The following is a 19,598-nucleotide window of genomic DNA, read 5'->3' as shown; positions in this document are numbered from 1 at the left end:
AAAGGCCTGGATCTGCGCAAGCATCCAGGCCTTTTTCTTGGCCCGCTCAACCGATCAGAACAGGAAATAACGCTGGGCCATCGGCAACACATCCGCCGGTTCGCACCACAGCAAAATGCCGTCCGCCTTGACCTGATAAGTCTGCGGATCGACCTCGATCTCTGGCAGGTAATCGTTGTGGATCAGGTCGGTCTTCTGCACCTCGCGGCAACCTTTGACCACGGCGATTTTCTTCTTCAAACTCAGGGCTTCGGCAAGCCCGGCCTCCTGCGCCGCCTGGCTGATAAAGGTCAGGCTGGTGGCGTGCAGCGAGCCGCCATAACTGGCGAACATCGGACGGTAGTGCACAGGTTGCGGCGTTGGAATCGAGGCGTTGGCATCCCCCATCAGGCTGGCCGCGATGGCGCCGCCCTTGAGGATCAGCGTTGGCTTGACCCCGAAGAACGCCGGGCGCCAGAGCACCAGGTCAGCCCATTTACCCACCTCGATCGAGCCCACTTCATGGCTGATGCCATGGGTGATCGCCGGGTTGATCGTGTACTTGGCGATGTAACGTTTGGCGCGGAAGTTGTCGTTGCCTTCACCGTCCTGGGGCAACGGGCCGCGCTGCTTTTTCATCTTGTCGGCGGTTTGCCAGGTGCGCGTGATCACTTCACCGACGCGGCCCATGGCCTGGCTGTCGGAGCTGATCATCGAGAACGCGCCGAGGTCGTGGAGGATGTCTTCGGCGGCGATGGTTTCGCGGCGGATGCGGCTTTCGGCGAAGGCCACGTCCTCGGCAATGCTCGGGTCCAGGTGGTGGCAGACCATCAGCATGTCGAGGTGTTCGTCGATGGTGTTGCGGGTGAACGGCCGGGTCGGGTTGGTCGAACTCGGCAGCACGTTGGCAAAACCGCAGGCCTTGATGATGTCCGGCGCGTGGCCGCCGCCCGCACCTTCGGTGTGGTAGGTGTGGATGGTACGGCCCTTGAAGGCGCCGAGGGTGGTTTCGACGAAGCCCGATTCGTTGAGGGTGTCGGTGTGGATCGCCACCTGCACGTCGTACTGATCGGCGACGCTCAGGCAGTTGTCGATACTGGCCGGGGTGGTGCCCCAGTCTTCGTGGAGCTTGAGGCCAATGGCGCCGGCCTTGACCTGTTCGATCAGCGGCTCGGGCAGGCTGGCGTTGCCCTTGCCGGTCAGGCCGATGTTCATCGGGAAGGCGTCGGCGGCCTGGAGCATGCGCGCCAGGTGCCACGGCCCCGAGGTGCAGGTGGTGGCGTTGGTCCCGGTGGCAGGCCCGGTGCCGCCGCCGATCATGGTGGTGACGCCGCTCATCAGCGCTTCTTCGATCTGCTGCGGGCAGATGAAGTGGATGTGTGTGTCGATGCCGCCGGCGGTGAGGATCATGCCTTCGCCGGCGATCACTTCGGTGCTGGCGCCGATGGCGATGTCGACGTTGGGCTGGATGTCCGGGTTGCCGGCTTTGCCGATGGCGGCGATACGCCCGTCCTTGAGGCCGACGTCCGCCTTGACGATGCCCCAGTGGTCGATGATCAGCGCGTTGGTGATCAGGGTGTCGACCACGTCGGCGGCCAATAGCTGGCTTTGGCCCTGGCCGTCACGGATAACCTTGCCGCCACCGAACTTCACTTCTTCGCCGTAGGTGGTGAAGTCTTTTTCGACTTCGATCCACAGTTCGGTGTCGGCCAGGCGGACCTTGTCACCGACGGTGGGGCCGAACATGTCGGCGTAGGCTTGTCTGGAGATTTTCATGCGCTTGCCTTGGGATTCAATTGATTTCGAGACCGCTCGCGTTGCTCGCTATCGCTGGCAAGCCAGCTCCTACAATTGGCATTCCAACCGGAAATACCGATGAAATGCGATCCCTTGTAGGAGCTGGCTTGCCAGCGAAGGGGCCGGTGCGTGCACTACATAATTCAGAGGTCGCCCATGATCCGCCCGGCAAAGCCGAACACCCGCCGATGCCCGGCCAGGTCGACCAGCTCGACTTCGCGGCTTTGCCCCGGCTCGAAGCGCACGGCGGTGCCGGCGGGAATGTTCAGGCGCATGCCGCGGCTGGCGGCGCGGTCGAAGGTCAGGGCGTCGTTGGTTTCGAAGAAGTGGTAGTGCGAGCCGACCTGGATCGGTCGGTCGCCGCTGTTGGCGACCTTCAAACTGACCGTGCGGCGGCCGACGTTGAGTTCGATGTCGCCGGGCTGGATCTGGTATTCACCGGGAATCATCAATGGGCTCCCTGGAGAATCTTGTAGTAGAGGGCGGTTGGCTTGTAGAGGCCGCTCGGATCGCAGGCGTAGTCGGGAATTTCGCCGGCGCGGGTGTAACCCAGGGCCTTGTAGAAATCCTCGGCAGGGGAGCCGGCCTCGGTATCGAGGTAGAGCATGCCGCGCTTGTGCTGCAGGGCCGCCTGCTCCAGCGCACTCATCAATTGCTGGCCCAGGCCACGGCGCCTGGCGTGCTCGCGCACCAGCAGTTTCTGCACTTCGGCGCGGTTGAGGCCATTGGCTTTCTGGCACAGGGTCAGCTGTACGCTGGCCTGCACCTGCTCGTCCTTGACCACCACCCACAGCAGGACGTTGCCCTTGTTCAGGTTCTCCTGGACTTCATCGAAATAGGCGCGGGCTTGCGTCGCGTCCAGATTCGCCATGAAACCGACACTGGCGCCATAGCCGACGGCGTCGAGCAGCAAATCGATCAAACCCTGACGATAGTGCGCAAAGCTTTCAATGTTGACGCGTCGCAATTGGGCGGCGTTCATCGCGTTACTCCTTGTTGGCGGGCGGCGGTTCGGCGCCAGGATTGAGCATCAGTTGCATGAAGGTCAGGTCCAGCCAGCGACCGAACTTGGTACCGACCTGCGGCATTTGACCTGTGGTTTTGAACCCGACGCGTTCATGCAGGCGAATGGAAGCGGCGTTGCCGCTTTCGATGGCGGCGACCATCACATGTTTGTCGCAAAGCCTGGCGCGCTCGATCAGCACGTCCATCAATTGTGGGCCCAGGCCATTGCCGCGCTGGTCGCTGCGCACGTAGACAGAGTGCTCGACCGTGTGGCGGAAACCATCGAACGGCCGCCAGTCACCAAACGAAGCGTAGCCCAGCACGCTGTTCTCGCCGTCGACGATCACCAGGATCGGATAAGCCTGGGATTGCCGGGCGCTGAACCAGGCCTGGCGGTTGCCGAGGTCCACGGCCTGTTCGTTCCAGATCGCCGTGGTATTGAGCACTGCATCGTTGTAGATATCGCGGATCGCCGGCAGATCGGCATGCACCGCATCGCGGATGTGATAAGTCATGGCGCGTCCTCAGGCGATGGGTTGGTGGACGGTGACCAGTTTGGTGCCGTCGGGGAAGGTGGCTTCCACCTGGATCTCCGGGATCATTTCCGGGATGCCTTCCATCACTTGTTCGCGGCTGAGCAGGGTGGTGCCAAAGTGCATCAGCTCGGCCACGGTCTGGCCGTCACGGGCGCCTTCGAGCAGCGCCGCGGAAATGTAGGCCATGGCCTCCGGATAATTGAGTTTCACGCCGCGGGCCAAACGCCGCTCGGCGACGAGGCCGGCGGTGAAGATCAGCAGCTTGTCTTTTTCGCGTGGGGTCAGGTCCATCGTTGGAATCCATCTGGGCAGATAAAAAATCGGATCTGTAAATACATCACCTGTAGGAGCTGGCTTGCCAGCGAAGCTTTTTGGCGTCATTGAGTACGCCTTCGCTGGCAAGCCAGCTCCTACAGGGGGAGCGGTGTTCAGGTGCTCCATATTCTGGGTGGCATGGCTTCTCGGCCGAGCAGTGCAGGGCGCAATAACCGCCACAGATCAATCAGCCAGCCTCGTGCCAGCAGGGCTTCATTGGCCAGGCAACGGGCTACGAGCAAACCCGGCAACTGGGTCAAATCCCCGCGCACATCATTGGTCAAAGAACGGCAACGCTCCAGCAAATCACTATCGATTTCCCCGGTCACCAGCAGGGTGGCAAACACCGGTTGCCCATCCAGCCCGATCGGCGAATCGAGCAAACCATCACCGCCCACAATGCGCTGGCGTTCGTGCCAGAGCAACTGGCCGTCGCGGCGGATGTCCAGTTGCGCCTGGAAATGCCCGAGATCGAAACGCTCGCCGCTGGCCGGGCGCCCCAACGCCACTACATCCCAATAGAACAGCCGCGCATCACCTTGCAGGTCAATGGAGGTGCTGAGCTCGGCCCGGGCATCGCTGAAGATGATCGTCTCTTGCGGCAACCATTCCAGCGTCGCACCGTGGGCCACTTTCAGGTCGAGTTTCTGATAAGCCGGCCCTGTCGCGCGATACCACTTGGCCGCGCCGGGGCTGGTGATTTGCGCCCACGCCGCGCGGCCGACGCTGGCGCTGATGTCCAGCCGGTCACCACCGGCAATTCCGCCTGGCGGATGCACAATGATGTGGTGGCACACCTCGGGCCCTTCGGCATACAAGTGCTTCTGCACCCGCAGCGGGCCTTTGTGCCGTCGCTGAACCGGGCGCGTGCTGTCGCCGAAGCGGGCGTAGCCCAGCTCCAGTTCGGCATGCCAGCTCGGGGTAAACAGGGCAGTGGGAAGTGGTAGATTCATGGCTTCTAATTATCGTTAGGACGCTACAGATTAGATCGTAACCAGGCCGCGTACACCTTCGGCTTCCATGTTTTCGCCGCGGCCCTGCTGCACGATCTCACCGCGGGACATCACCAGGTACTGATCGGCCAGTTCGGCGGCGAAGTCGTAGAACTGCTCTACCAACAGAATTGCCATGTCACCACGGGCGGCGAGTTTTTTGATCACGGCGCCGATTTCCTTGATCACCGACGGCTGGATGCCTTCGGTGGGCTCGTCGAGGATCAGCAGGCGTGGACGGCTGGCCAGCGCCCGGCCAATCGCCAGTTGTTGCTGCTGGCCGCCGGACAAGTCGCCGCCGCGCCGTTGCTTCATCTGCAACAGCACTGGAAACAGCTCATAGATGAACGCAGGGACTTCCTTGGCTTCACTGCCGGGAAAACGCGACAGGCCCATCAGCAGGTTTTCCTCCACGGTCAACCGGCCGAAAATTTCCCGGCCTTGCGGCACATAGGCGATGCCGGCATGCACCCGCTGGTGTGGCTTGAACGTGGTGATCGGCTTGCCCTCCCAACTCACAGCGCCGTCCTTGGCCGGCAGCAGGCCCATCAGGCACTTGAGCAAGGTGGTCTTGCCCACGCCGTTACGGCCCAGCAGGCAGGTGACTTCACCGACCTTCACGTCAAACGTCAGGCCGCGCAGGATATGGCTACCGCCGTAGTACTGGTGCAGCTTGTCGACTTGCAGCATTCTCAAATCCTCCTCAATCCCTTGTAGGAGCTGGCTTGCCAGCGAAGCTTTTGGCGTCATTCAGTACGCCTTCGCTGGCAAGCCAGCTCCTACAGGTTCGGTGTTCGCAAAACTCAGCGACCGAGATACACGTCGATCACCCGTTCGTTTTCCTGCACCTGTTCCAGCGACCCTTCCGCCAACACGCTGCCCTGGTGCAATACGGTGACGTGGTCGGCGATCGAACCGACGAAGCCCATGTCGTGTTCCACCACCATCAGCGAATGCTTGCCGGCCAGGGTCTTGAACAGTTCGGCGGTGAATTCGGTTTCGGCGTCGGTCATGCCGGCCACCGGTTCATCGAGCAGCAGCAGTTGCGGGTCTTGCATCAACAGCATGCCGATTTCCAGGAACTGCTTCTGGCCGTGGGACAGCAAGCCGGCGGGACGATTGACCGAAGCGGTCAGGCGAATGGTGTCGAGCACCTCGGCGATACGGTCCTTCTGTTCGCCACTCAAGCGCGCCCGCAGACTGGCCCACACCGACTTGTCGGTTTTCTGCGCCAGCTCCAGGTTCTCGAACACACTCAAGGCCTCGAACACGGTCGGTTTCTGGAACTTGCGACCAATGCCGGCCTGGGCAATCTGCACTTCGCTCATTTGCGTCAGGTCCAGGGTCTCGCCGAACCAAGCCTTACCATGACTGGGGCGGGTCTTGCCGGTGATCACGTCCATCAGCGTGGTCTTGCCCGCGCCGTTGGGCCCGATGATGCAGCGCAATTCACCGACGCCGATGTACAGGTTCAAGTCGTTCAGTGCCTTGAAACCATCGAAGCTGACGCTGATGTCTTCGAGGGTCAGGATGGTGCCGTGGCGGGTGTTCAGGCCCGGACCGGCGCGTTGGCCGAGGCCGATGACATCGCGGCTGGTGCCGGCGTCCTTGTTCGGCTCCACGGGGAAAAACGCCGGTTCGAGCATGAATTCAGCGGTCGCAGTGACTCTCATTGTTCACCTCTTTTCTTCAGCAAGCCGATCACGCCCTTGGGCAGGTACAGGGTCACGACGATGAACAGCGCGCCGAGGAAGAACAGCCAGTATTCCGGGAAGGCCACGGTGAACCAGCTCTTCATGCCATTGACCACGCCCGCGCCAAGCAACGGACCAATCAAGGTGCCGCGACCGCCGAGGGCGACCCATACAGCTGCTTCAATAGAGTTGGTCGGCGACATTTCACTCGGGTTGATGATGCCCACCTGCGGCACGTACAACGCACCGGCCAGGCCGCACAGCACCGCGCTCAACACCCACACGAACAGCTTGAATCCACGCGGGTCGTAGCCGCAGAACATCAGGCGGTTCTCCGCGTCGCGCAGGGCGGTCAGCACTCGGCCGAACTTGCTCTGCGCCAGGCGCCAACCGATGTACAGGCTGGCCACCAGCAGCAGCACCGTGGCGAAAAACAGCACCGCGCGGGTGCCAGGTTCAGTGATGCCAAAGCCGAGGATGGTGCGGAAGTTGGTGAATCCGTTGTTGCCGCCAAACCCGGTTTCGTTGCGGAAGAACAGGAGCATGCCGGCGAAGGTCAGGGCCTGGGTCATGATCGAGAAATACACGCCCTTGATCCGCGAACGGAAGGCGAAGAAGCCGAACACCAGCGCGAGCAATCCTGGCGCCAATACCACCAGACACATGGCCCAGAGAAAGCTGCTGGTGCCGGTCCAGTACCAGGGCAATTCGCTCCACGACAGGAACGTCATGAAGGCCGGCAAGCCATCGCCGGAGGCCTGGCGCATCAGGTACATGCCCATGGCATAACCGCCGAGGGCGAAAAACAGGCCGTGACCCAGGGACAGCAGGCCGGCATAACCCCAGACCAGGTCCAGCGCCAGGGCCACGATGGCGTAGCACAGGATCTTGCCCACCAGGGTCAGCGTGTAGGCGGAGACGTGCAGCGCACTGTCGGCCGGCAACAGCGAGAGCAGCGGTAACGCCAGCAGTAGAACGAGGATTACCGCGCCAACGGCCATCGTGACTTTCGGGCCGGCTGTTTGTGCCGCGGTAACGAGCAGGGGCTGGTTCATCAGTCGATCACCCGTCCTTTCAGTGCGAAGAGGCCTTGCGGACGTTTCTGGATGAACAGAATGATCAGCGCGAGGATGAGGATCTTGCCGAGCACGGCACCGATTTGCGGTTCGAGAATCTTGTTGGCGATCCCAAGGCCGAACGCGGCCAGAACGCTACCGGCCAGTTGCCCGACACCGCCGAGCACCACCACCAGGAACGAGTCGATGATGTAGCTCTGACCGAGGTCCGGCCCGACGTTGCCGATCTGGCTGAGCGCCACGCCGCCGAGGCCGGCAATGCCCGAGCCGAGGCCGAAGGCGAGCATGTCGACGCGCCCGGTGGGCACGCCGCAGCAGGCCGCCATGTTGCGATTCTGGGTGACGGCGCGCACGTTCAGGCCCAGGCGCGTCCTGTTGAGCAGCAGCCAGGTCAGCACCACCACGAACAGCGCGAATGCGATGATCACGATGCGGTTGTACGGCAGCACCAGGTTGGGCAGCACCTGGATCCCGCCTGACAACCACGCCGGGTTGGCCACCTCGACGTTCTGCGCGCCGAACACCAGGCGCACCAGCTGGATCAGCATCAGGCTGATGCCCCAGGTGGCGAGCAGGGTTTCCAGCGGGCGACCGTAGAGGTGGCGAATCACCGTACGCTCCAACGCCATGCCGATCGCTGCGGTGACGAAAAACGCCACCGGCAACGCAATCAGCGGATAGAACTCGATGGCCTGCGGGGCGAAGCGCTGGAACATCAACTGCACCACGTAGGTCGAGTAGGCGCCGAGCATCAGCATCTCGCCATGGGCCATGTTGATCACGCCGAGCAGGCCGAAGGTGATCGCCAGTCCCAAGGCGGCGAGCAGCAGGATCGAGCCCAGGGACATGCCACTGAAGGCCTGGCCAAGGAGTTCGCCAACGAGCAATTTGCGTTTGACTTGGGCGAGGCTGGTTTCGGCGGCGGTGCGCACATTCGCGTCGGCTTCAACGCCCGGCTCCAGTAGATTTTCGAGGCGGGTACGGGCCAGCGGATCGCCGGTTTCGCCGAGCAAACGGATGGCGGCGAGTCGCACGGCCGGATCGGCGTCTACCAGTTGCAGATTGGCCAGGGCCAGGCTGAGGGCGGCGTGAACGCTCTCGTCCTTCTCGCCCGCCAATTGCTGGTCAAGGAATTTCAGCTGCGCGGGTTTGGCGCTTTTCTGCAATTGCTGCGCGGCGGCCAGACGGATTTTGGCGTCGGCGGCGAGCAATTGGTGGCTGGCCAATGCGGTATCGATCAGACCTCGCAGGCGGTTGTTCAGGCGCAAGGTTTTCGGTTGGCCGTCGACGGTCAATTCGCCTTGTTGCAGGGCGTTGATCAGCTCGATTCGGGCCGGATCGGGCTGCGCGGCCCAGTTTTCCAATAGTTTGGCTTGCTGCACGGGATTGGCGGCGACGAAGACTTCGGCGTCACCGGCGTGGGAGGCCATCGGCAGCAAAAGTGCAATGGCAAGGATGAAGCGGTAAAGGGCGGTGGGCATATGTATGGCCTTGCGCGGACTAAATGTGGGAGCGGGCTTGCTCGCGAAAACGGTGTGTCAGTCACATTGATGTTGGATGTGCCACCGTCTTCGCGAGCAAGCCCGCTCCCACAGGGATTTGTGCTGGCCTCAGGTACGGAAGCCAGCATCCAGCGATCAGTTGCTCTTCACCGCATACTCCGGCTTCTTGTCGTTGCCCGGAATGAACGGGCTCCACGGCTGGGCGCGGATCGGCCCTTCGGTCTGCCACACCACGTTGAACTGACCGTCGGCCTGGATCTCGCCGATCATCACCGGCTTGTGCAAGTGGTGGTTGGTCTTGTCCATGGTCAGGGTGTAGCCGGATGGTGCGGCGAAGGTCTGGCCGCCCAGGGCTTCGCGGACCTTGTCGACGTCGGTGGACTTGGCTTTTTCAGCCGCCTGCGCCCACATGTGGATGCCGACGTAAGTGGCTTCCATCGGGTCGTTGGTCACGGCTTTGTCGGCACCCGGCAGGTTGTGTTTCTTCGCGTAGGCTTTCCAGTCGGCGACGAATTTCTTGTTCGCCGGGTTCTCCACCGACTCGAAGTAGTTCCAGGCCGCCAGGTTGCCCACCAGCGGTTTGGTGTCGATGCCGCGCAGTTCTTCTTCGCCCACCGAGAACGCCACGACCGGCACGTCGGTGGCTTTCAGGCCCTGGTTCGCCAGTTCCTTGTAGAACGGCACGTTGGAGTCGCCGTTGACGGTCGAGATGACCGCGGTCTTGCCGCCGGCCGAGAACTTCTTGATGTTGGCGACGATGGTCTGGTAATCGCTGTGGCCGAACGGTGTGTAGACCTCTTCGATGTCCTTGTCGGCCACGCCTTTGGAGTGCAGGAACGAACGCAGGATCTTGTTGGTGGTGCGCGGGTAGACGTAGTCGGTGCCCAGCAGGAAGTAGCGCTTGGCGCCGCCACCTTCTTCGCTCATCAGGTATTCAACCGCCGGGATCGCCTGCTGGTTTGGCGCGGCACCGGTATAGAACACGTTCGGCGACATCTCTTCGCCTTCGTACTGCACCGGGTAGAACAGCAGGCCATTGAGTTCTTCGAACACCGGCAACACCGATTTACGCGACACCGAGGTCCAGCATCCGAACACCACGGCGACCTTGTCCTGGGTCAGCAGCTGCCGGCCTTTCTCGGCGAACAACGGCCAGTTCGACGCCGGGTCCACCACCACCGCTTCGAGCATCTTGCCGTTCACACCGCCCTTGGCGTTGATCTCGTCGATGGTCATCAGCGCCATGTCCTTGAGCGACGTCTCGGAGATCGCCATGGTGCCGGACAACGAATGCAGGATACCGACCTTGATGGTCTCGGCGGCCTGGACTGTCCAGGTCATGCCCATCGCGGCAATGCTTGCCGTGAGTGTGAAAGCCTTGATCAAGCTGCGACGCTTCATTGTGCGATCTCCATGAACTTATGAATTTTTCTGGTTGGCAGATGCGGACTACTGAAGAGGCTTTAGCAAAGGCTGTGCCCGGTCGGAAAAAGGCAGGGAAATGTCGTGTTAGAGCGGTTGTGCGGATATTTTGCGCACCATCAAGGCACGCGGCGGACGTGCTGGTGCGTTGAGGTGCGCCAGATTGGGGCGTGATGAGGAGGGAGGTCGGGCAAGCACGGTACGTTGCTTGCCCAGGTATCGCTCAGGCTGCCGAATCGGGTTCAGCTTGCCGGTTGAGGCGTCCCAACAGGAGCTTGTCCAGCACCCACACCACCACCAGTGAAGCTCCCACCAATGGGAATGCCACCGCCAAGGCGAACATGATCACCATCGCGGTTTTCCATTTCGGCAGGTCGTGACGCAGCGGCGGCACACCGAACTTGCCTTGCGGACGACGCTTCCACCAGATCACCACGCCGCTGACCGCACTGAGCAAGATCATCAGGCAGATCAGCAGGACAATGATCTGGTTGAGCGTGCCGAACATCTTGCCTTCGTGCAGCATCACGCCGATTTCCGTGGCGCGGGCGACGGCGCCGTAGTGCTCGTAGCGAACATCGGCGAGGACGTCGCCGGTGTATTGATCGACATGCAGGGTGGCGTCGTTGCGCGGGTCATCGGCGAACACGGCGATGGTGAACACGCCGGTGGCCGTGGTCGGGAATGTGATGCTGTAGCCGGGCTCGACTTTGCGTTGCACGGCGATGTTCTGCACGTCCTGCAGGCTGATGGTCGGCGCGGCCGGACCGGATGGCGCTGCACCGTGGGCCATGTGTTCGGCGTGGTCGCCGGACATGGGCATCGGTGTATTTTCCATGGCCCACGGCACGGTCTGGCGGGTGGCGCTGTTTAGACTGCGCGCTTCGACGTCGGACTTGGGCACGTTATCCCACATCGCCGCCGGAAAGACGTTCCAGACGGCGGCGTACTGTTGGCCCCAGAAGCCGGTCCAGGTCATGCCGCTTAGCAGCATTACCAGCAGCAATGAGGCGCCCCAGAAACCGGTGACGGCGTGCAGGTCACGCCACAGCACCCGGCCTCGACTGCTCAGGCGTGGCCAGAGAATGCCCGCGGCCTGACCACGTGGCCACCACAGGAACACCCCGGACACCACCAGCACCACCCCCCAACCCGCGGCCAGTTCCACCAGTCGGTCACCGACGGTGCCGATCATCAGCTCGCCATGAATCGCCCGCGCGACTGCCTGCAGGTTCTTCTTGGCGTCTTGTTCGCCGAGGATGTCGCCGTGGTAAGGGTCGACGAACACGTTCAGCTCGGTACCTTCGTTGAGCACGACAAACTGGGCACTGCGCTCGGCGTTGATCGGCGGCAGGTACTGTTTGATCGTGCCTTGTGGATACGCGTCTTTCACCCGCTTGAGCAGGTCGTCGGCTGGAACGGTGTGATGACCGGCCGGGACGTTGAGCAGGCTGCTGTACATCAATGAATCGAGCTGCGGTTTGAACAGGTAGATGGTGCCGGTCAGGGCCAGCATCACCATGAATGGCGCAACGAACAATCCGGCATAGAAATGCCAGCGCCAGGCCAGGTTGTAGAAATTCACTTTGGGCTGTTTCATCACGTGTGCTCCGCTTGGCTTGGATCTTTTAGTTGTTTGTTTGCGGTTGCTGCGCAACCGATCGCGAGCAAGCTCGCTCCTACAGGGGAGCGGGCTTGCCTGCGGGGCTCTTAAAAGCTCATATCCACCTTCGTCCAGAGCGTGCGCCCCGGTTCCTTGATGGCTTGCGGGTCATTGGCCGGGTAGCCGAACCCGGCGTTGCCGGCCAGGTTCAAGTGTTCGGCGTAGGCCTTGCCGAACAGGTTGTCGATGCCGCTGCTGACCTTCCAGTGCTGGTTGATCCGATAGGCACCGTTGAGCGAGAACACGCCAAAACCCGGGGTCTTGTCGAAGTCCTTGCCGACCACGTTGCCTTTGTTCTGGTCGATGCGGTTTTGCGCGGCAACCACTCTCCACAGTGCGCCGGCGCTCCAGTTGTCTTCGCTGTAGGTCAGGCCGAAACGGGCATCCAGCGGCGGCATTTGCGGCAATGCACTGCCATCGCTGCTGTTCTTGCCCCAGGCGTAGGCCAGGGTCGCGTCGGCTTTCCAGTGTTCGGTAAGTTTGTAAGCAGCTCCCAGTTCGCCACCCATGATTCGCGCGTCGATGTTCTCGGCTTGCGAAGTCATCCCCATCATCCCGGGCGTGTAGTTGAACAGGATGTAATCGCTCACCTGGCCGATGTAAGCCGAGGCCCAGGCATCGAGGTCTTCGGTCTTGTACTGCAGGCCGAAGTCGAGCTGGGTGGTTTTCTCCGGCTTGATCGAATCGAAGGCATTCACCGATCCGGCGGGGCCTGAGTTGGGCGAAAACAGCTCCCAGTAATCCGGGAAGCGTTGGGTGTGACCGAGGCCCGCGTACAAAGTAGTCGGGCTGTCGGCGAGGTCGTGTTCGTAGCGAATGAAACCGCTGGGCAGCGTGTCGGCACGTGTGTCGTCAGCGGTTGGATTCGGGCGGGTCATCATCCCCGAACCGAGGGTTTGCCGATAATCCTTGGCCGAAGCGCGGTCCAGTCGTGCGCCGGTGATGAGTCGGTCGCGATCGGCGGCGTACCAGGTCAGTTCGCTGAACACCCCGTAGTTGTGGAAGTCGGCGTCCTTGGTGTACGGCTGGTCCTTGTAGGTGTCGATACCCATGGCCCTGCGTTGGCGGTGTTCGTTGGTCTGCGCATCGATGCCGCTGATCAACTGTACATCGGCCCAGCGCCAGGTGGCCTTGATTCGCGCGCCGAGGGTACGACGGTCGACGTTGGACGCCATGGGGCCGGCCATCATCCCGGTGCCAGACGGCGTGCGCAGGGTGTAGTTGTCCATCACATGGTCGGCGTAGTTGTAATAGACCTGCGCCTCGAGCTTTTCCAGCACGTCGCTGATGTTGGACTTTTCGAAGCGCAGCCCGAGGCTCTCGCGCTTGAACTGCGAACCGTCCATGCCGCGTCCAGCGTAACGCGCCTCGCCGTCACCCTTGCCAGCGGTCAGCTCCAGCAGGGTATCGGCGTCCGGGGTCCAGCCGAGCGCGACGTCGCCGTTCCATTTGTCATAACGCGATGCCACGGTGTCGTTGTTGCCGTCCTTGTAGTCGTCGGCCTGGGCGGTGTTGCCGATCACCCGCACGTAGCCCAATGGGCCGCCGGCAGCGGCGTCCACCAGTTTGTCGAATCGACCGTTGGAGCCGGCCAGCACACTGGCGTTCACCCGCGTGCCGAGTTCGCCGAAACTTTCCGGTTCGCGATCGAAGAGGATGGTACCGGCCGAAGCCCCCGGTCCCCAGAGCACGGTTTGCGGGCCTTTGATGACGGTCAGCTTGTCGTAGGTTTCCGGGGAGATATATGAAGTCGGTGCATCCATCCGCCCAGGACAGGCGCCGAGCATCATGCCGCCGTTGGTGAGGATGTTCAGGCGCGAGCCAAACATGCCGCGCAACACCGGGTCGCCGTTGGTGCCGCCATTGCGCACCTGGGCGAAGCCCGGAATGGTTTTCAGGTAATCGGAACCGTCGCTGGCCGGCACAGGCTGGCGCGGGTCCTTGGGGTTGGTGACGATGGTCAGAGGCGAGCTCGGGGCAATGGCGGTAATGACCGTCGGGCTCAGTTCTTCACTATGACCTGCGTGTTCATCGGCCAGCGCGGAGGGCGCCAGCAAGGCACCGCACAGGAGGGCGGTGGCGTGCCTGAATCGAATGCTGGATTCGTTCAGGGCACGGGAGGCCTGGGCAACGCTCAGGCATGGGACAGCAGAAAACCTGGACATGACAATTTCCATCGAACAGTCGTAAACGACACGGCCGACAACCTGAAGCTGTTCGCTAAACCGTGTGAAATCAGAGGTGATTGTTTACGCGACGACGGGCGGGGCGCGGGTGCGGGCGCCGGGGAAGAAGGTTTGCCGGGCATGGCCCAGGCGCGGGGACGGGGTGGTGAAAGTGTTGGCGGGCGGGGTGTCGAACGCGGTGAACGAGCCGCCACCGGTGAGCGCCGGGCAGTTGAACAGCAGGCTGCAATAGCCGCATTTTTCCCAGAGTGCATGGTGCCCGGACGCAGGCGGGCAATGCTCGGCAGCCGCTGGTGCGCCGTGATCGGCGTGCTCCATCGCCGACATGTCCATGCTCATGTCCATCGACATGTTCATGGAGGTCGAGGCGTGCTGATCCATCGGCATCGACTGAGAAATCAGCGGACCGATAAAGATCATCAACATGGCGAACAGGCTGATCCAGCTGCCGCGCGTCAGGCTCAATGGCTGACGACGGTGGGCGGATGTCCTGGTGCCTGGCGGGCGCATGGGCGGCCTGAGCTCAGTGGGTTACTGAACGTGTGCGTGCTTTTGCGTGGCCTCGGGCGCCTGCTTCTGCACCGCCACTTCGACAGTCACGTCACCGGACTTCTCGAAATGCAGGGTCAGAGGGAAGCGCTTGCCATCGCTGAGCAGGCTGCGGTCTTTCAACCCCAGCAACATGACGTGGTAGGCCATCGGTGCAAAGGTGACGTCGCCGCCGGCGGGGATCTCCACGCTGGGCACCTGCTGCATTTTCATCAGGTCGTTTTGCATCAAGTGCTCATGCAGTTGCGCTTCGCCCGAGATCGGTGAGTCGACACTGAGCAGGCGGTCGGCTGTATTGCCCGCGTTGTGGATCACGAAATACGCGGCGACGGTGGGTGCATTGGGCGGCAGCTCCTGCGACCACGGGTGAGCGATTTCCAGTGCGCCGACCTTGTATTCGTGGGCATTGGCAAAGCAGGCAGGCAGCAGCAACGCGGCCAGAACGATGAGTCTGTTCAACATGGCAGTTCTCCAGGTGATTCAAAACGCAGGTCAATTGCGAGAAGTCATCACACCAGAGGGGAGGCGCGGGGGTTGAGGCTGGGCCATTGCTGGCGGGGTGTCGGGGTGTTGAGCGATGGGGGCGGCAGGCTCCGATTTGACTCGAAGTGCGCGAAATACAGCTGCGGCTCATGCCCGGGCAACGCCACCAGTGGCGCGGAGCCAGAGCAGCACCAGCAATGCTGCATGTTGGAATGGTCGTCGCTTTGCGTAGTTTTCTGCTCGATGTCGCCCAGGGAAATCGCCACCATCCTGGTGCCGCTGGACGAGCAGAAACTGCCCCACAACAATTGTTCGGCTGGCGACTTCGCCGCCTGCGCCATCGCTCCGGTCATCGGCATGGCGAGCATGTTGAACAGCACTGCAAAGCAGGCGATCCAGGCAATTGCAAGCCGTTGTCGGGACATGGGACAAATCCGGTGGGTGGGCGATCAGGCGCGGCTATTTAGCCTGATCAGGGCCGATAAGTAAAAAGACTGCGTGCGGTGTGGTGTCGCAGCCCAATCAGACAGCGATGGCATGCAAACGCAGGCCCAAGGCTTTCATAACCTTCATGATAGTCGCGAATTCGGGATTGCCACTGCTGCTCAGCGCTTTGTAAAGGCTCTCGCGTCCAAGGCCGGCATCACGGGCAATTTGTGTCATACCCTTCGCTCGGGCTATATCGTTCAGCGCTGCACGTATCAACACACCGTCGCCAGCATCCTCTTCAAAGCAGGCGTCCAGATAAGCCGCCATTTCTTCCGGTGTTTTGAGAAACTCGGCGGCGTCAAAACGGGTGAATCGTTCGGCCATGATTTACTCCTCACTACCGATGTTTTGTGCCATTTGAATAGCACGTTTGATATCTCGTTTTTGAGTCGATTTGTCGCCCCCGATCAACAGTAAGTAAATCACTTCATCTTTGCGAGTGAAGTACAGCCTGTAGCCAGGGCCGTAATGAACACGCATTTCATGAACGCCAGCGCCTACGGATTCACAATCACCAAAATTTCCATGCTCGGAGGCTCGAAGTCTGGCGATTATCCGAGCTTTGCCGATGGTGTCCCTCAGTGAGTTGAGCCAATCGGCAAATATTCGGGATCGTTCAAACTCGAACATAGTGGATCGTATTCCTTGGGATACATTGTGGCAAGCAACTCTTTTCTCGAGGCGAAGCCATTCATCCCTGTAAATGGTGGGTGCGCTTGATGGGATCAGGAGGAAAAGGACTATAGGGTTAGAGCCCTGATGTGGAAAGTCAGATCTGTCCGAGAGTTTTGCCGGCAAAATCGCAGGGTTCAGTAGCGCTCAGGAATTGTCTGACGTCGACAGGGCAACCAGCATATCTGGCAACGACCCAAACTCCCGCTCTACCACCGGCAACTCCGGCCGCTTCAATATCAGTACCGGCAAGCCACGCTCGCGGGCCACATCCAGTTTCGGTTCAGTAGCGCTACTGCCGCTGTTTTTGCTGATCAGCACGTCGATGTTGCGACGCTCGAACAGCTCGCGTTCATCGTCGATCAGGAACGGTCCGCGTGCGCCGATCACTTCGCAGCGTTCATTGCCGGGATAAACGTCCAGCGCGCGCAGGGTCCAGAATTGCTCCGGTGGAATCTCGTCCAGATGTTGCAACGGCTCGCGGCCCAATGTGAACAGCGGTCGCCGGAAGGGCTTCAGCGCTTCGATCAGTCCGGCCCAATCGCTGACCTCACGCCAGTCATCGCCCGCCTGTGGTTGCCAGGCCGGACGGCGCAACGCCCAGCAGGCGATACCGCTCAAACGCGCGGCCGTCGCGGCGTTTTGACTGATTTGGGCGGCGTAGGGATGAGTAGCATCGAGCAACAGATCAATCCGTTCATCGCGGACGAACTGAGCCAGGCCTTCGGCGCCGCCATAGCCACCCACGCGCACCTGGCAGTGCAAATCCGTCGGCACCCGACCGATACCGGCCAGGCTATAGATGTGTTGCGGCCCCAGGGTTCGGGCAATCGCCAGGGCCTCGGTCACGCCGCCGAGCAACAGAATGCGTTTCATTGAAAAGCTCCCGCATGGCCGACGATCCCGCCTTGGCGATCGATGGCAAACACTTCGACCTGAACCTGCGCCGGCACCACGCTGCGGGCAAAGTCCAGGGCGTGTTGGCACACGGCATCGCCGAGGGCGATACCTGCGCAGCTGGCCATGGCCAGGGCCTGTTGACTGGTGTTGGCTTCGCGGATGCCTTGCTGCAAGGCGGCATCGGCGCCGATTGCGGCGGCCCATTTGGCCAGTTGTGGCAGATCGATGCTCGAATGCCGACTGTGCAGGTCCATATGCCCCGCCGCCAGTTTGCTGATCTTGCCGAAGCCGCCGCAAATGCTCAGTTTATCCACGGGCACCTTGCGCAGATGCTTGAGCACTGCACCGACGAAATCGCCCATTTCGATCAGGGCGATTTCCGGCAGGTGGTAGACCCGGCGCATGGTGTCTTCGCTGGCGTTGCCGGTACAGGCGGCGATGTGCAGATAGCCGTTGGTCTTGGCGACATCGATGCCCTGGTGGATCGAGGCGATGTAGGCCGCGCAGGAAAACGGCCGGACGATGCCGCTGGTGCCGAGGATCGACAGGCCGCCGAGAATGCCCAGGCGCGGGTTCATGGTTTTCAACGCCAGGGCCTCGCCGTCCTCGACGTTCACCGTCACCTCGAAACCGCCGCTGTAGCCAAGTTCGTTGGCGAGCAGGGTCAGGTGATCGCTGATCATCTTGCGCGGGACCGGATTGATCGCCGGCTCACCGACGCCCAACACCAGTCCTGGCCGGGTGACCGTGCCAACACCTCGCCCGGCACTGAAGCGAACACCTGGCTCGTCCAGTAGACGCACCTGGCTAAAAAGCATCGCACCGTGGGTCACGTCTGGATCGTCCCCGGCATCCTTGATCGTCCCGGCCTCTGCGCCGTCATCGATCAAGCGGCAGAACTCCAGGCGCATCTGCACCTGCTTGCCTTTGGGCAGGACGATTTGCACGGCGTCCGAGCTTCCACCACCGAGCAACAGGCGAGCCGCCGCCAGGCTGGTCGCGGTGGCGCAGCTGCCGGTGGTCAGTCCGCTGCGCAGCGGGGCAGGTTGTTCGGCGGTTTCGTCACGCATCGAAAGGCTTCGTCACATCCAGCAAGGTAATCGGCAACGCCTGGCGCCAGGTATCGAAGTCTCCCAGTGGTTGAGCCTGGGCGATATGGATACGCGTCAGTTCGCCACCGTGTTGTTCGCGCCACGCCATCAGGGTCATTTCACTTTGCAGCGTGACCGCGTTGGCGATCAGCCGGCCGCCGGGTTTGAGCGCTGCCCAGCAAGTGTCGAGCACGCCTTCACGGGTGACCCCGCCACCGATGAAAATCGCATCCGGGCGTTCGAGGCCCGCGAGTGCTTGCGGCGCACTGCCGCGAATCAGTTGCAGCCCAGGAACGCCGAGGGTGTCACGGTTGTGCTCGATCAATTGCTGGCGCCCTGCGTCGGCTTCGATCGCCAGCGCACGGCAACCCGGATGGGCGCGCATCCATTCGATGCCGATCGAACCGCTGCCGGCGCCGACATCCCACAACAATTCACCGGGGACCGGTGCCAGGCGGGCGAGGGTGATGGCACGCACGTCGCGTTTGGTCAGTTGACCGTCATGCTTGAATGCCGAGTCGGGCAAGCCGGCCAGGCGGGACAGGCGCGCAGTGGCGGGATCGGCAACGCAGTCGATGGCGATCAGGTTCAAGTCGGCGATCACCGGGTCGAGCCAGTCGTTGGCGACGCCGTCAATGCGGCGTTCGGCTTCGCCGCCCAGATGCTCGAGGACGGTGATACGACTCGCGCCGAAACCGCGTTCACACAACAACCGGCAGATTTCACCCGGGCTGCGGCCATCGTTGCTCAGTACCAGCAGGCGAACACCGCTAGCCCAGTGCGCGTTAAGCGCGGCGACAGGGCGGGCGACGACAGAAAGCGTGACCACGTCCTGCAGGGCCCAGCCCATCCGCGCGGCGGCCAGCGAGCAGGACGAGGGGGCCGGCAGGATCAGCATCTCATCGACAGGCAGTTGTCGGGCGAGGCTGGCGCCGACGCCAAAGAACATCGGATCGCCACTGGCGAGGACGCAGACAGGCTCGCCGCGTCTGGTCAGTACCGGGTCGAGGGAAAACGGGCTGGGCCATGGCTGCCGTTCACCCCGGATGCAAGCCGGCAACAGATCCAGCTGCCGTTGACCGCCAATGATCCGCGAAGCGCCCAATAGAGCATGTCGGGCGTTTTTACCCAGGCCCTTGAAGCCGTCTTCACCGATACCTACCACTGTCAGCCAGGGGGTCATGCTGTTCCTCATTTGCAAAGCGAAGCTGTCATCACCGCGCTCAGGCCTGTGTCGACCTGCACGG

General features: G+C 61.9%; 21 protein-coding genes. All 21 read right to left on the bottom strand.

Features of this window, described 5'->3' with window-relative positions:
* Positions 1-54: 54 nt before the first annotated feature.
* Positions 55-1,755 carry an urease subunit alpha gene (gene ureC, locus SOP85_RS11725; RefSeq protein ID WP_323627025.1) on the bottom strand — a complete coding sequence of 567 codons (1,701 nt, stop codon included), beginning with the start codon at positions 1,753-1,755 and terminating at the stop codon, positions 55-57.
* Between the two features lie 164 nt (positions 1,756-1,919).
* The gene (locus SOP85_RS11720) at positions 1,920-2,225 is read right to left on the bottom strand and encodes an urease subunit beta (RefSeq protein WP_008146494.1); all 306 of its coding nucleotides are present in this window, start codon (positions 2,223-2,225) and stop codon (positions 1,920-1,922) included.
* Positions 2,225-2,758 carry a GNAT family N-acetyltransferase gene (locus SOP85_RS11715; protein WP_274077512.1) on the bottom strand — a complete coding sequence of 178 codons (534 nt, stop codon included), beginning with the start codon at positions 2,756-2,758 and terminating at the stop codon, positions 2,225-2,227. Before SOP85_RS11715 ends, SOP85_RS11720 begins: the two co-directional genes overlap by 1 nt.
* 4 nt (positions 2,759-2,762) lie before the next feature.
* Positions 2,763-3,296, bottom strand: a complete 534-nt coding sequence (locus SOP85_RS11710) for a GNAT family N-acetyltransferase (RefSeq protein WP_274077511.1) — start codon at positions 3,294-3,296, stop codon at positions 2,763-2,765.
* Between the two features lie 9 nt (positions 3,297-3,305).
* A complete protein-coding gene (gene ureA / locus SOP85_RS11705) occupies positions 3,306-3,608 on the bottom strand; it encodes an urease subunit gamma (RefSeq protein ID WP_007907366.1) in 303 nt (100 codons plus the stop codon).
* 137 nt (positions 3,609-3,745) lie between these two features.
* Positions 3,746-4,585 (bottom strand): urease accessory protein UreD, encoded by an 840-nt coding sequence (locus SOP85_RS11700; protein WP_323627024.1) that lies wholly within the window; start codon positions 4,583-4,585, stop codon positions 3,746-3,748.
* A gap of 30 nt (positions 4,586-4,615) precedes the next feature.
* Positions 4,616-5,314, bottom strand: a complete 699-nt coding sequence (gene urtE / locus SOP85_RS11695; protein ID WP_274077509.1) for an urea ABC transporter ATP-binding subunit UrtE — start codon at positions 5,312-5,314, stop codon at positions 4,616-4,618.
* A gap of 113 nt (positions 5,315-5,427) precedes the next feature.
* Positions 5,428-6,297 (bottom strand): urea ABC transporter ATP-binding protein UrtD, encoded by an 870-nt coding sequence (gene urtD / locus SOP85_RS11690; protein WP_274077508.1) that lies wholly within the window; start codon positions 6,295-6,297, stop codon positions 5,428-5,430.
* Positions 6,294-7,373 (bottom strand): urea ABC transporter permease subunit UrtC, encoded by a 1,080-nt coding sequence (gene urtC / locus SOP85_RS11685; RefSeq protein WP_323627023.1) that lies wholly within the window; start codon positions 7,371-7,373, stop codon positions 6,294-6,296. Before urtC ends, urtD begins: the two co-directional genes overlap by 4 nt.
* A complete protein-coding gene (urtB, locus tag SOP85_RS11680) occupies positions 7,373-8,875 on the bottom strand; it encodes an urea ABC transporter permease subunit UrtB (protein WP_323627022.1) in 1,503 nt (500 codons plus the stop codon). The genes urtC and urtB overlap by 1 nt, the downstream gene beginning before the upstream one ends.
* A gap of 156 nt (positions 8,876-9,031) precedes the next feature.
* The gene (gene urtA, locus SOP85_RS11675) at positions 9,032-10,297 is read right to left on the bottom strand and encodes an urea ABC transporter substrate-binding protein (protein WP_046819717.1); all 1,266 of its coding nucleotides are present in this window, start codon (positions 10,295-10,297) and stop codon (positions 9,032-9,034) included.
* 244 nt (positions 10,298-10,541) lie between these two features.
* Positions 10,542-11,918 carry a PepSY-associated TM helix domain-containing protein gene (locus tag SOP85_RS11670; protein ID WP_323627021.1) on the bottom strand — a complete coding sequence of 459 codons (1,377 nt, stop codon included), beginning with the start codon at positions 11,916-11,918 and terminating at the stop codon, positions 10,542-10,544.
* 110 nt (positions 11,919-12,028) lie between these two features.
* Positions 12,029-14,146, bottom strand: a complete 2,118-nt coding sequence (locus SOP85_RS11665; protein WP_323627020.1) for a TonB-dependent copper receptor — start codon at positions 14,144-14,146, stop codon at positions 12,029-12,031.
* Positions 14,147-14,230: 84 nt separating this feature from the next.
* Entirely contained in the window at positions 14,231-14,677 is a 447-nt protein-coding gene (locus SOP85_RS11660) for a DUF2946 domain-containing protein (protein ID WP_274077503.1), read from the bottom strand.
* A gap of 21 nt (positions 14,678-14,698) precedes the next feature.
* On the bottom strand, positions 14,699-15,178 hold the full coding sequence (locus SOP85_RS11655; protein WP_323627018.1) for a copper chaperone PCu(A)C: 480 nt from the start codon (positions 15,176-15,178) through the stop codon (positions 14,699-14,701).
* Positions 15,179-15,225: 47 nt separating this feature from the next.
* The gene (locus tag SOP85_RS11650; RefSeq protein WP_323627017.1) at positions 15,226-15,624 is read right to left on the bottom strand and encodes a DUF2946 domain-containing protein; all 399 of its coding nucleotides are present in this window, start codon (positions 15,622-15,624) and stop codon (positions 15,226-15,228) included.
* A gap of 97 nt (positions 15,625-15,721) precedes the next feature.
* Positions 15,722-16,012 carry an addiction module antidote protein gene (locus SOP85_RS11645; RefSeq protein ID WP_274077500.1) on the bottom strand — a complete coding sequence of 97 codons (291 nt, stop codon included), beginning with the start codon at positions 16,010-16,012 and terminating at the stop codon, positions 15,722-15,724.
* Between the two features lie 3 nt (positions 16,013-16,015).
* Complete coding sequence (locus SOP85_RS11640; RefSeq protein WP_274077499.1) at positions 16,016-16,318, bottom strand: type II toxin-antitoxin system RelE/ParE family toxin; 303 nt, start codon at positions 16,316-16,318, stop codon at positions 16,016-16,018.
* Positions 16,319-16,507: 189 nt separating this feature from the next.
* The gene (locus SOP85_RS11635; RefSeq protein ID WP_323627015.1) at positions 16,508-17,236 is read right to left on the bottom strand and encodes a cobalt-precorrin-6A reductase; all 729 of its coding nucleotides are present in this window, start codon (positions 17,234-17,236) and stop codon (positions 16,508-16,510) included.
* On the bottom strand, positions 17,233-18,330 hold the full coding sequence (locus tag SOP85_RS11630) for a cobalt-precorrin-5B (C(1))-methyltransferase (protein ID WP_323627014.1): 1,098 nt from the start codon (positions 18,328-18,330) through the stop codon (positions 17,233-17,235). The genes SOP85_RS11635 and SOP85_RS11630 overlap by 4 nt, the downstream gene beginning before the upstream one ends.
* Positions 18,323-19,534 (bottom strand): precorrin-6y C5,15-methyltransferase (decarboxylating) subunit CbiE, encoded by a 1,212-nt coding sequence (gene cbiE / locus SOP85_RS11625; protein WP_323627012.1) that lies wholly within the window; start codon positions 19,532-19,534, stop codon positions 18,323-18,325. Before cbiE ends, SOP85_RS11630 begins: the two co-directional genes overlap by 8 nt.
* Positions 19,535-19,598: the final 64 nt, after the last annotated feature.

The sequence above is a fragment of the Pseudomonas sp. YuFO20 genome, from assembly GCF_035064975.1.
In the GTDB taxonomy this organism is placed as follows: Bacteria; Pseudomonadota; Gammaproteobacteria; order Pseudomonadales; family Pseudomonadaceae; genus Aquipseudomonas; species Aquipseudomonas putida_AE.
This window is presented reverse-complemented; position numbering and strand designations above follow the sequence as displayed.

Bases quoted from the DNA above. Each gene is read 5' to 3' on its own strand.
- ureC (WP_323627025.1), bottom strand. From the start codon at position 1,755: ATGAAAATCTCCAGACAAGCCTACGCCGACATGTTCGGCCCCACCGTC.
- SOP85_RS11720 (WP_008146494.1), bottom strand. From the start codon at position 2,225: ATGATTCCCGGTGAATACCAGATCCAGCCCGGCGACATCGAACTCAAC.
- SOP85_RS11715 (WP_274077512.1), bottom strand. From the start codon at position 2,758: ATGAACGCCGCCCAATTGCGACGCGTCAACATTGAAAGCTTTGCGCAC.
- SOP85_RS11710 (WP_274077511.1), bottom strand. From the start codon at position 3,296: ATGACTTATCACATCCGCGATGCGGTGCATGCCGATCTGCCGGCGATC.
- ureA (WP_007907366.1), bottom strand. From the start codon at position 3,608: ATGGACCTGACCCCACGCGAAAAAGACAAGCTGCTGATCTTCACCGCC.
- SOP85_RS11700 (WP_323627024.1), bottom strand. From the start codon at position 4,585: ATGAATCTACCACTTCCCACTGCCCTGTTTACCCCGAGCTGGCATGCC.
- urtE (WP_274077509.1), bottom strand. From the start codon at position 5,314: ATGCTGCAAGTCGACAAGCTGCACCAGTACTACGGCGGTAGCCATATC.
- urtD (WP_274077508.1), bottom strand. From the start codon at position 6,297: ATGAGAGTCACTGCGACCGCTGAATTCATGCTCGAACCGGCGTTTTTC.
- urtC (WP_323627023.1), bottom strand. From the start codon at position 7,373: ATGAACCAGCCCCTGCTCGTTACCGCGGCACAAACAGCCGGCCCGAAA.
- urtB (WP_323627022.1), bottom strand. From the start codon at position 8,875: ATGCCCACCGCCCTTTACCGCTTCATCCTTGCCATTGCACTTTTGCTG.
- urtA (WP_046819717.1), bottom strand. From the start codon at position 10,297: ATGAAGCGTCGCAGCTTGATCAAGGCTTTCACACTCACGGCAAGCATT.
- SOP85_RS11670 (WP_323627021.1), bottom strand. From the start codon at position 11,918: ATGAAACAGCCCAAAGTGAATTTCTACAACCTGGCCTGGCGCTGGCAT.
- SOP85_RS11665 (WP_323627020.1), bottom strand. From the start codon at position 14,146: ATGTCCAGGTTTTCTGCTGTCCCATGCCTGAGCGTTGCCCAGGCCTCC.
- SOP85_RS11660 (WP_274077503.1), bottom strand. From the start codon at position 14,677: ATGCGCCCGCCAGGCACCAGGACATCCGCCCACCGTCGTCAGCCATTG.
- SOP85_RS11655 (WP_323627018.1), bottom strand. From the start codon at position 15,178: ATGTTGAACAGACTCATCGTTCTGGCCGCGTTGCTGCTGCCTGCCTGC.
- SOP85_RS11650 (WP_323627017.1), bottom strand. From the start codon at position 15,624: ATGTCCCGACAACGGCTTGCAATTGCCTGGATCGCCTGCTTTGCAGTG.
- SOP85_RS11645 (WP_274077500.1), bottom strand. From the start codon at position 16,012: ATGGCCGAACGATTCACCCGTTTTGACGCCGCCGAGTTTCTCAAAACA.
- SOP85_RS11640 (WP_274077499.1), bottom strand. From the start codon at position 16,318: ATGTTCGAGTTTGAACGATCCCGAATATTTGCCGATTGGCTCAACTCA.
- SOP85_RS11635 (WP_323627015.1), bottom strand. From the start codon at position 17,236: ATGAAACGCATTCTGTTGCTCGGCGGCGTGACCGAGGCCCTGGCGATT.
- SOP85_RS11630 (WP_323627014.1), bottom strand. From the start codon at position 18,330: ATGCGTGACGAAACCGCCGAACAACCTGCCCCGCTGCGCAGCGGACTG.
- cbiE (WP_323627012.1), bottom strand. From the start codon at position 19,534: ATGACCCCCTGGCTGACAGTGGTAGGTATCGGTGAAGACGGCTTCAAG.